7 protein-coding genes and 1 tRNA gene are annotated in these 10,179 nt (G+C 66.3%); 7 read left to right on the top strand and 1 reads right to left on the bottom strand.

The genetic code is table 11. The annotated features are described in order from the left end of the window. Positions 1 to 180 precede the first annotated feature (180 nt). Positions 181 to 257, bottom strand: a tRNA-Arg gene (locus tag QGG75_15845). Positions 258 to 591: 334 nt separating this feature from the next. Here QGG75_15845 and QGG75_15840 point away from each other — a divergent pair. From QGG75_15840 to QGG75_15810, 7 genes are read left to right on the top strand one after another with little or no spacing between them, the layout of a single operon-like run. Further along, positions 592 to 2,664 (top strand): hydantoinase/oxoprolinase family protein, encoded by a 2,073-nt coding sequence (locus QGG75_15840; GenBank protein MDP6068707.1) that lies wholly within the window; start codon positions 592 to 594, stop codon positions 2,662 to 2,664. Next, positions 2,661 to 4,421, top strand: coding sequence for a hydantoinase B/oxoprolinase family protein (locus QGG75_15835; GenBank protein ID MDP6068706.1), 1,761 nt, complete (start codon positions 2,661 to 2,663; stop codon positions 4,419 to 4,421). The genes QGG75_15840 and QGG75_15835 overlap by 4 nt, the downstream gene beginning before the upstream one ends. Next, entirely contained in the window at positions 4,418 to 4,828 is a 411-nt protein-coding gene (locus QGG75_15830; protein ID MDP6068705.1) for a VOC family protein, read from the top strand. Before QGG75_15835 ends, QGG75_15830 begins: the two co-directional genes overlap by 4 nt. Then, positions 4,825 to 5,520, top strand: coding sequence for an organomercurial lyase (merB, locus tag QGG75_15825; protein ID MDP6068704.1), 696 nt, complete (start codon positions 4,825 to 4,827; stop codon positions 5,518 to 5,520). Before QGG75_15830 ends, merB begins: the two co-directional genes overlap by 4 nt. After that, positions 5,517 to 7,139: a carboxyl transferase domain-containing protein gene (locus tag QGG75_15820; protein ID MDP6068703.1), complete on the top strand. Its 1,623-nt coding sequence runs from the start codon at positions 5,517 to 5,519 to the stop codon at positions 7,137 to 7,139. Before merB ends, QGG75_15820 begins: the two co-directional genes overlap by 4 nt. Positions 7,140 to 7,160: 21 nt before the next feature. Further along, positions 7,161 to 9,167 (top strand): acetyl-CoA carboxylase biotin carboxylase subunit, encoded by a 2,007-nt coding sequence (locus QGG75_15815; protein ID MDP6068702.1) that lies wholly within the window; start codon positions 7,161 to 7,163, stop codon positions 9,165 to 9,167. A 35-nt stretch (positions 9,168 to 9,202) separates the two neighbouring features. Further along, a complete protein-coding gene (locus QGG75_15810; protein MDP6068701.1) occupies positions 9,203 to 10,024 on the top strand; it encodes a membrane dipeptidase in 822 nt (273 codons plus the stop codon). Positions 10,025 to 10,179: the final 155 nt, after the last annotated feature.

Here is a 10,179-nt window from a genome sequence, read left to right as displayed (position 1 = left end):
CGACCCGAAGTCCGTCCCGTTTCGATTCACCCATCGGGTGTGCCATGCCAACCACTCCATCAACTCCTCAACATATTGATTCTTATAGCATAATCTCCATCTCAGGGCATCGATTAACGAGTTCATCTGGGAAATGGGGGTTTAGAACTCATTTTAGGGTGTTTTGGCAGGGTGTGAGAGTGGTGGGCACGGAGGGATTCGAACCCCCGACTTTCAGATTAGGAATCTGATACTCTATCCAACTGAGTTACGTGCCCTGATAAACAACCTATTGTTAGTATAGCTAATCTACCACTTATCCTATATTCATACAAGAAAAGCAGGACAGCAAACTTCACCAATCATTCACCAGAGGTTTTTGGGTGTTTCATCGTCTGCTAACCTATTGAAAAGGTTGAAGAAATAATGGTCCGGGAATGGAACCCCGAGTTAGGAATCTTGCGCTCTATCCACCTGAGCTACGGGCGCCTTGCCATGGCTGGGCCAGCATAGCGTAAGCGGCGGCGCTCGCAAGCGGCGGCGGCCCGGCCATGGATTCGGCCGCCGATTTCGGCTATGTCAGGGCCGGATCTGGCGGCCACGGTTGGGGCAATGGGTTTTCGCATCGGCGTCGACGTGGGCGGCACCTTCACGGATTTCTTGCTGCACGACGCGGCCGGGGCAACCGCCTTCAAGGTGCTGTCGACGCCCACGGATCCCTCGCGGGCGGTGTTCGCGGGCTTTGCCGAGATGGCGGCGGCGAAGAATTCCTCGCTTGACGACTTTCTGGCCGGCGTCGAGATCATCGTCCACGGCACCACGGTAACCACCAATGCCGTGCTCACCGGCGATGTGGCCCGCACCGGGCTTTTGACCACGCGCGGCTTTCGCGATGCCCTGCAGATGCGCCGCGGCATCCGCGAAAAGCTCTACGACAACAAGTACACCGCCCCCCAGCCCCTGGTGCCGCGACACCGCCGCCTGCCGGTGGCCGAACGGGTCGATCTCGACGGCAAGGTGGTCGCGCCGCTGGACGAAGATGAAGTAACGGCGGCCATAGAAGAGCTTCGCGGCCAGGACATCGCGGCCGTGGCCATCTGCTTTTTGCATTCCTACGCCAACCCGGCGCACGAGGCGCGCGCGGCCGAGCTGGTGGCGGCGGCGATGCCTGAGGCATATCTTTCCGTATCTTGCCAAATCCTGCCCCAGGTGCGGTTTTACGAGCGCACCTCGACGACGGTGCTGAACGCCGCCGTGGGGCCGGTCCTGAAGCGTTACCTCGACAGCCTGATGGCCAGGCTCGATACCTCGGGCTTCGCAGGCGTCTTGTTGATCATGCAATCCAACGGCGGCGTCAGCTCGGCCGGCGCGGTCAGCCAATTGGCGGCCTCGACGCTGCTTTCGGGCCCGGCCGCGGCACCGGTGGCGGGGCTGGCCTATGCCGCGCGGCATGGCGCCCGCGACGTCATCACCGTCGACATGGGCGGCACCAGCTTCGATGCCGCGCTGGTCAAGGACGGCGTGCCCCTTCTCACCAGCGCCGGCAGCATCGGCCGCCTGGCGCTGGCTCTGCCCACCATGGAGATCAACACCATCGGCGCCGGCGGCGGCTCGATCGGCTGGATCGACGAGGGCGGGCTGCTGCGCATGGGACCCGAAAGCGCCGGCGCCGATCCCGGCCCGGCCTGCTACGGCCGGGGCGGGATGCGCCCCACCTGCACCGACGCCAATCTGGTGCTGGGATACTTGGCCGCCGACTATTTCGCCGGCGGCAAGATAACCCTGGAGACGGAGGCCGCACAGTCCGCCATCACCGAGCACATCGCGGCGCCGCTGGGCCTCGACGTGGTGGCGGCGGCGGCCGGCATGGTTGATGTGATGAACGTCAACATGGCCTCGGCGATGCGCGAGATCTCGGTGCAGAAGGGCTTCGACCCCCGGGAATTCCTGATGATCTGCGCCGGCGGCGCCGGCCCCATCCACGCCGCCATGATCGCGGCTGAGCTCGACATCCGGCGCTTCCTGGTGCCGCGCGATTCGTCCATTTTTTGCGCCGCCGGCATGCTGCGCTCCGACCTCAAGCACGACTTCGTGCGCTCGCTGCACGGCATCTTGGCGCCCGGCGGCATCGACCCCGAAGATCTCGGCCACTTGCTGGCCGAGCTGCAAGCCGAGGCCGGGGCCGTGTTGACCAGCGACGGCATTCGGCCTGAGAAGCGCCGCCTCGAACATGCCGTGGATCTGCGTTACCTCGGGCAATACCACGAGGTCACCGTCGAGCTGCCGGCCGCGGTCCTCGAGGACTTCGACCGGGACGCCATCGCCGCCGCCTTTCATGCCGCCCATGACCGCCTCTACGGCTACCATCTGGCGGCCGAGGAAACCGCCATCGAGCTCGTCAACCTGCGCTTGAGCGCCATCGGCGTGACGGAAAAGCCGCCGCTGGCGGCGCAGCCCGAAATGGGACCCGACCCGGCGCCCGCGCACAAGGGCCGGCGCAGGGTATTCCTTCCCGAGGCGCGCAGCTTCGCCGAGGTTCCGGTCTTCGACGGCGAACGCCTGGCGCACGGCATGCGCATCCCCGGCCCGGCCATCGTCGAGCAGGTCAACACCACGCTTTTCCTGCCGCCGGGCCACGACCTGGCCTGCGATGGTGGCGGCAGCTTCCTGGTGACGGTGTTATGAGTAGGCCAACCGACCACGCCGTCGATCCCATCCTGGCCTCGGTGCTGCAACGCCGGCTGAAATCGATCACCGAGGAGATGGGACTGACGCTTCTCCGCACCACGCGCTCGCCCATCCTCAACGAAGCCCGCGACTTCGTCACCGGGCTCTACGACGCCGGCGGCGACATGCTGGAGCAGACCGAGTACATCCCGGTGCTGGCCTTTGCGCTGCAACCCGTCTGCCGGCGCATTGTCGAATACTTCGCCGGCGACATCCACGAGGGCGACGTCATCCTGCACAACGACGTCTTCTCGGGCGGCAACCAGAACGCCGACGTGGCGGCCTTCAAGCCGATCTTTCATGAAGGCCAACTGGTGGCCTGGGCGGCCTGCAAGGGCCACCAGGCCGACATCGGCGGCGCCGTGGCCGGGGGCTACAACCCCGAGGCCCGTGAGGTCTGGCAGGAGGCCTTTCGCATCCCGCCGGTCAAGGTCTTCGAGCAGGGCCGGCGCCGCGACGACGTCTGGAACCTGATCTTCGCCAACGTCCGGCTAAAGATCGTGGAAGAGGACATCAAGGCGCAACTGGGCGGCTGCGTGGTCGGCGAACGTGGCGTCAAGGCGTTATACGAACGCTACGGCCCGGACGTCATGGCGGCGCAGCTCAGGCAGCTTTTCGATTCCACCGAGCGCATCGTGCGGGCCGAGATCGCCAAGATCCCCGACGGCAGCTATGGCGGTCAAAGCGTCGCCCATTACGACGGCATCAACCCGGGCTCGACCATGTTGATCGAGCTCAGCGTGACGGTGGCGGGCAGCGAGGTGACGTTCGATTTCACCGACTCGTCGCCGCAAACGCCGGGTTTCGTCAATGCCCCCTACGCCGCCACGGCTTCGGCCCTGATGCTGACCTTCCTCATGCTCATCAACCCCGACATCCCGCACAACGCCGGCCTGCATCGGCCCATCAACATCGTCAATCCCGAGGGCTCGTTCCTCAATGCCGCCTTCCCCGCCGCCACCACCTTCGGCAACTCGCTGACCGGGCCCACTTCCGACGCCATCCTGCGCGCCTTCGCCCAGGCCATACCGGAGATGGTGACGGCGGGCTGGAACCGCATGATCAGCCTGGCGCTGACCGGCGAGGACCCGCGCCACGCCGGGCGCCGCTTCGTCGATATCCTTTTTCTCGCCTTGAAGGGCGGCTCCGGCGGCACCCAAGGCGCCGACGGCTACGACCACATCGGCCTGATCAACTGCGCCGGCGGCCTGGCGGCCCAGGACTACGAAATGTTCGAGATCCACAATCCGGTGCACATCGAATTCCACGAATACTGGCCCGATTCGGCCGGGGCCGGGCGCTGGCGCGGCGGCCTGGGCGTGGAAAGCGAATTCGTGGTGGCGGGCGACAACGTCACGGCCATAGCCTTCGGCGACGGCGTCGACGAGGAGGCCCGGGCCTTCGGCCTTTTCGGCGGCACGGCCGGGGCCATCAACAACTTGTCCATCGAGGCCCCCGACGGCAGCCTGCGCCGGCCCCAAGCCAAGGAGATCGTGCGTGATATCGAACCCGGCAGCCGCATCCGCCAACAGGCCGGCGGCGGCGGCGGCTACGGCCAGGCCCATGAGCGCCCCATAGAGAGCGTCCTCGACGACGTGCGCAACGCTTTGGTGAGCCCAGAGAGCGCCCGCACCCTCTATGCTGTCGTCATCGATCCCCAAACCCTGGCCCTCGACCGGGTGGCCACGCAAAAGCTGAGGACCCGACCAACATGACCCGTATCGACCACATCGGCATCGTCGTCGCCGACATCGAGGCCGCCATTCCGCACTACCGCAAGATTTTCGGCGAGGTCCATGAACGCCGCGAGATGACCGAGGCCGGCATCCGCATCGCCACCTTCGAGGCCGAGAACGTCACGGTCGAGCTTTTGCAGCATACCGGGGGCGGCGACGGTGCGGCCCGCGAGCTCTTGGGCATCAAACCCGGCCTCAGCCACCTTGCCGCCCAGGTCGACGACGTGCCCACCGCCATGAACGAGCTGAGCGCCGCCGGCTTCCGCGTCAGAAAGGGGTTTCCGCGCCAGGGCTTGCACGGCCCGGTGGCTTTTTTCGAAGAGGAAGACGAGATGGCCTGCCTTTTCGAAGTCTGCGAACACCACCAGGGAGACCAGGGGACATGAGCCTCCGCGAACGCGCCGAGGCACTGATGATCGGCGGCCTGGTGGGCGATACGTCGCCGGAACTCCAGCGCCTGTCGTTCATGCTCTATCGCCTGCTGGCCGAGGGCGATCCGGTGGACCGGCCGGCGCTGGCCGAGGCCTGCGAACTCACGCCAGACGAAACCGAAGCCCTGCTCGCCGAGATCCCGGACTCGGCCATGGTTTGGGAAACCGAATCCATCGTCGCCTTCGGGGGGCTCAGCCTGCGGTCCAGCGACCATGCCTTCGAAATTGCCGGCCGGCGCTTGCACACCTGGTGCGTCTTCGACGGGCTCTTCCTGCCCGGCATCCTCGGCCACCGGGCCAGGATCACGACGCGCTGCCCGGCAACCGATAGCGCCATAGAGGTCGAAGTCGGGCCGGCGTTCTTGGGCACCAGCCGGCCTGCGAATCCGCTGATGTCGATCGTCGCACCCGGGCTCGCCGACTGCGCCCGTGACCTGCGCGGCGTCTTCTGTCATCACGTGCGGTTTTTCGTCTCGGCCGAGGCTTTCGCCGATTGGGCGGGTGAACGCGACGACATAGCCCGGCTTTCGCTAACCGAGGCCTTCGATCTCGCCGGGCGGCGCAATGCCCATCGCTTCGCCGCCGCAGGGGATCATGGGCCGCAGCCTGAACGTAGCGCTTTCAAGACCAAGGGGAAGTATCCATGACCGTGTACCAATCGAGAGCCCAGGCGGCATCCCAGGAATTCGCCGCCAACCGGGCCGAGATGATGGCCCTGATCGAAGAACTCGAAGCACTCAACGGCCGCGCCGTCGGGGCCTCGGAGCGCCGCCGGCCGCGCTTCGAGGAACGCGGCCAGTTGACGCCGCGCGAGCGCCTGACCCGGCTTCTCGACCCCGGCATGCCGTTTCTGGAAATCGGCAACATGACGGGGTACTTGCGCGATACCGACGATCCACAGAAGACCATCCCCGGCGGCTCCATGATCGCCGGCATCGGCTTCGTCTCGGGGGCGCGCTCGATGATCATGGTCGACGACAGCGGCATCAATGCCGGCGCCATGACCACGTCGAGCCTGAAGAAGACGCTGCGCTGCCAGGAGATCGCGCTGGCCCAGAAGCTTCCCTTCATCCACCTGGTGGAAAGCGCCGGGGCCAACCTCATGAAGTTCCGCGTCGAGGACTGGCTGATGGGCGGCACCATGTTCTGCCATCTGGCGGAACTTAGTGCCGCCGGCCTGCCCACGCTGGTGGTACTGCACGGCCCCTCGACGGCCGGCGGCGCCTACATGCCGGGCATGAGCGATTACGTCATCGGGGTCAAGGGCCGGGGCCGGGCCTTCCTGGCCGGCCCGGCGCTCTTGAAGGCGGCCACCGGCGAGGAGGCCAACGAGGAGGACCTCGGCGGCACCGAGATGCACGCCACGGTCTCGGGCCTGGTCGAGTACATGGCCGAGGACGACGCCCACGGCATCCTGCTGGCCCGCGAGCTGATGGCGCGCTTGGATTGGAACGACAACTGCCCGCGCCGCGAGGCGGTGGATTTCCACCCGCCGAGCTGCGACGCGGACGAGATCGCCGGCGTCGTGCCCGTCGACCAGCGCAAGCCCTACGACGTGCGCGAGGTGGTGGCGCGCATCACCGACGGCTCCGAATTCCTCGACTTCAAGCCCGATTACGGCCACGCCACCATCAACGCCCAGGGCAACGTCTTCGGCCATCCCTGCGGCTTCATCGGCAACAACGGCCCCATCGATCCCGACGGTGCCGCCAAGACCGGCCAGTTCATCCAGCTCTGCGACCAGGCCAATGTGCCGCTCTGCTTCCTCAACAACACCACCGGCTTCATGGTCGGCACCGAGGTCGAACGCAACGGCATGATCAAGCACGGCTCGAAAATGATCCAGGCCGTCTCGAACGCCCGGGTGCCGCGCTTTACCTTCATGGTCGGCGCCAGCTACGCCGCCGGCAACTACGGCATGTGCGGCCGGGGCTACGACCCCGATTTTTTGTTCACCTGGCCCAACGCCCGCATCGGCTTGATGGGCGGCGAACAGGCGGCCCGCACCATGTCGATCGTGATGGCGGCGGCGGCCGAGCGGCGCGGCACCAAGGCCGACGCCGGGGCGCTGGCCGAGCAGGAAAAGGAAATCATCGCGCATTTCGATTCCCAGGCCAGCGCCTTATATACCTCGGGGCTGCTGCTCGACGACGGCGTCATCGACCCCCGCGACACCCGCCGTGTTCTGGGCTTCCTGCTCGATACCTGCTGGGAGGCACGCCACCGCGAGGTGAAGCCCAACAGCTTCGGCGTGGCGCGGATGTAAGGCTGGCCGGGGATCATGACCATGACCGACTTCGACAGCATCCTGGTGGCCAACCGCGGCGAAATCGCCGTCCGTATCCTGCGCACGACCCAGTCGCTGGGCTTTCACACCATCGCCATCTATTCCCAAGCCGACGCCGGCGCGCCGCACGTGGCCCTGGCCGACGAGGCCCACTTGGTGGGATCGCCAATGGTGGGTGATTCCTACTTGAACGCCGAACGTGTGCTCGAGGCGGCCCGGCGTTCCGGCGCCCAGGCCATCCACCCGGGCTACGGCTTCTTTTCCGAAAACGCCGACTTCGCCCAGCGCTGTGCCGACTTGGGCCTGGTCTTCATCGGCCCCCCAACCCAGGCCATCCGCGCCATGGGCAACAAGGCCGAAGCCAAGCGGCTGATGCTGGAATCAGGCGTGCCCTGCATTCCCGGCTACCAGGGCGAGGACCAGTCGGACGCCGCTCTGACCAAAGCGGCCGGCGAGATCGGTTATCCCCTGATGATCAAGGCCGCCGCCGGCGGCGGCGGCCGCGGCATTCGCCTGGTCGACGAGGCCGCCGGCCTGGAGGCCGCTCTGGCCGCGGCACGTTCGGAGGCCGGCAACGCCTTCGGCTCGGAGGAGCTGATCCTGGAAAAGGCGCTGATCCGCCCGCGCCACGTCGAGATCCAGGTCTTTGCCGACCAGCACGGCAACGCCGTCCACCTCGGCGAACGCGACTGCTCGGTGCAGCGCCGCCACCAGAAGGTGATCGAAGAGGCTCCCTCACCGGTGATGACGCCCGAATTGCGCCAGGCCATGGGCGAGGCCGCCGTGGCCGCTGCCCGCAGCATCGACTACACCAACGCCGGCACCGTCGAGTTCCTGCTCGACGGCCGCGACGGCGGCAATTTCTATTTCCTCGAAATGAACACGCGGCTGCAGGTCGAGCATCCGGTGACCGAACTGGTGACCGGGCTCAATCTGGTCGCCTTGCAGATTCACGTGGCCCAGGGCCGGCCGCTGGGCTTCGAACAGGACCACGTCGACATCAGGGGCCACGCCATCGAGGCGCGCCTCTACGCCGAGGACCCCGCCAACGGCTTCCTGCCCGCCTCGGGCCGGGCGCAATGCTGGCGGCCGGCGGCGGGCAAGGGCGTGCGCATCGATCACGGCCTCGACGAGGGCCAGGAGATACCGCCCTATTACGATTCCCTGGTGGCCAAGGTCATCGCCTGGGGCGAGGACCGCGAGGTGGCACGACGCCGCCTGGCCCGGGCGCTACGCAACACGGTGCTGCTGGGGCCCGAGAGCAACAAGGATTTCCTCGGCGCCATCATCGCCAACCCGCGCTTTGCCGCCGGTGAGGCCACCACCGCCTTCATCCCCGAGGAATTCCCCGCCGACAGCCTGGCGGCCCGGGCCCCCAGCACCGTCCAGGCGGCGGCGGCGACCGTGCTGCAGTACTGCCTCGAGCGCCGGCAATCGGCGGCTGGCAGCCCGGTCGGCCAGCAGGCCATGGCGGCCGGTGAGCTGCGCAACTGGTCCAGCACCGGCAAGCTGCATACGCATTACAAGTACACCGTGGGTGGGGAGGATCTCGACCTGATGGTCACAGCCCTTGGCGAGCACGACTACCGGGTGGCGGCGGACGGGCACGAGATCGCCGTCAGCGTCGAGGCGCTCGACCAGGGGGTGGCCGTGCTGACGCTCGACGGCGCCCGCAAGCAGGTGCATTTCACCGCCACCGCCGGCGAGATCCACATCGCCATCGACGGTTTCGCTTTCCGCCTGAGAAACCTCATCGCTTTCGCCGCCCTGGCTGCCGGCGCCGCCGGCGGCGGCCAAGTCACGGCGCCGATGCACGGCAACGTGCTCAGGGTGCTGGTGGCGCCCGGCGACAGCGTCGCGGAAGGCGCGCCCCTGGTCATCCTCGAGGCCATGAAGATGGAGCACGAAGTAACGGCCACGGCGGCGGGAGAGGTGATCGACGTCAAGACGGCACCCGGCACCCAAGTTATCGCCGGGGCGCTGCTGGTCGAGATCGAGCCGGCGTAACCGGCGGAAGACAGCTGATCGGAGGTCGCCGGAAAATGACGGATTCCCCATCGAACAACCTCGAGAAGGCAAAACGGATCCTCGCCGAGAACCCCTCGCTCGACCTGCACAGCCATCTGGGTTTGTGGGAAGGCAAGGGCCTGGAGGGAATCGGCAGGCTCGGGGAATACATCGGCGACGAGACGATCAAGCTTCTCGTCGAGCGCATGATTGCCGGGGGCTGCAAAAGCGCCTCGGTCAACCTGACCAGCGACGTATCACTGCTGGCACTGGGAGAGCCGGGCAACAAGATCCGCGACTACGAACCCGGTGAAGCCTGGGACGATTACCTGCGCCAGCGAGAAATCCTGCAGGGCTTCTTCCAAACCATGCCCCTGCAGCGGGCCGAGAGCGCGGACGACATTGAGCCCGTCCACGCTGCCGGCAAGCTCGCCGTATTCCTCTCGGTCGAGGGCGGCCACATGGTCGAGGACGACCTCGGCCTGCTGGAAACGCTGCGGGCCGACGGCATCAGCAAGTTCCAGCCCATCCACTACGTCATCACCAAGCTCGGCGACAACCAGAACGACGAAGAAGTCCACGGCGGTTTGTCGCCGCTGGGCAAGGAAGCGGTAAAGCGGGCCCACGACCTCGGCATGGTGCTGGACGCGGCCCACGCCTCGCTGAAGGCTGCCACGGACATGGCCGAGGCGACGGGAGCCCCGATCGTGCTCTCGCACACGCTGATGCAGTACCCCGGGGGCCTGAAACCCGGCGAGACGGATTTCCCGCCCCGCTGGATTTCACAAGATCACGCCAAGCTGATCGCCGACACGGGCGGCATGATCGGCTCCTGGGCCATCAACGCCCCTGTCTAACGTCAGCGCCCTTGGGACACATTGAGGTAATTGCGTAACGGAGGATCAGAGATGGCGAACAAGCGACACAAACCAGAAGAGATTGTCACCAAGTTACGGCAGGTTGAGGTACTTGTCGGTCAAGGCATGGCGCGTATTGATGCGATTAGGGAAGT

The organism is Alphaproteobacteria bacterium (genome assembly GCA_030740435.1).
GTDB lineage: Bacteria > Pseudomonadota > Alphaproteobacteria > UBA2966 > UBA2966.
The sequence above is the reverse complement of the archived record's forward strand: the minus strand, read 5'-3'. Positions and strand labels throughout refer to the sequence as shown.

Excerpts from the sequence above, each read along its gene's own strand:
- QGG75_15840 (MDP6068707.1), top strand. The coding sequence starts at position 592 with ATGGGTTTTCGCATCGGCGTCGACGTGGGCGGCACCTTCACGGATTTC.
- QGG75_15835 (MDP6068706.1), top strand. The coding sequence starts at position 2,661 with ATGAGTAGGCCAACCGACCACGCCGTCGATCCCATCCTGGCCTCGGTG.
- QGG75_15830 (MDP6068705.1), top strand. The coding sequence starts at position 4,418 with ATGACCCGTATCGACCACATCGGCATCGTCGTCGCCGACATCGAGGCC.
- merB (MDP6068704.1), top strand. The coding sequence starts at position 4,825 with ATGAGCCTCCGCGAACGCGCCGAGGCACTGATGATCGGCGGCCTGGTG.
- QGG75_15820 (MDP6068703.1), top strand. The coding sequence starts at position 5,517 with ATGACCGTGTACCAATCGAGAGCCCAGGCGGCATCCCAGGAATTCGCC.
- QGG75_15815 (MDP6068702.1), top strand. The coding sequence starts at position 7,161 with ATGACCGACTTCGACAGCATCCTGGTGGCCAACCGCGGCGAAATCGCC.
- QGG75_15810 (MDP6068701.1), top strand. The coding sequence starts at position 9,203 with ATGACGGATTCCCCATCGAACAACCTCGAGAAGGCAAAACGGATCCTC.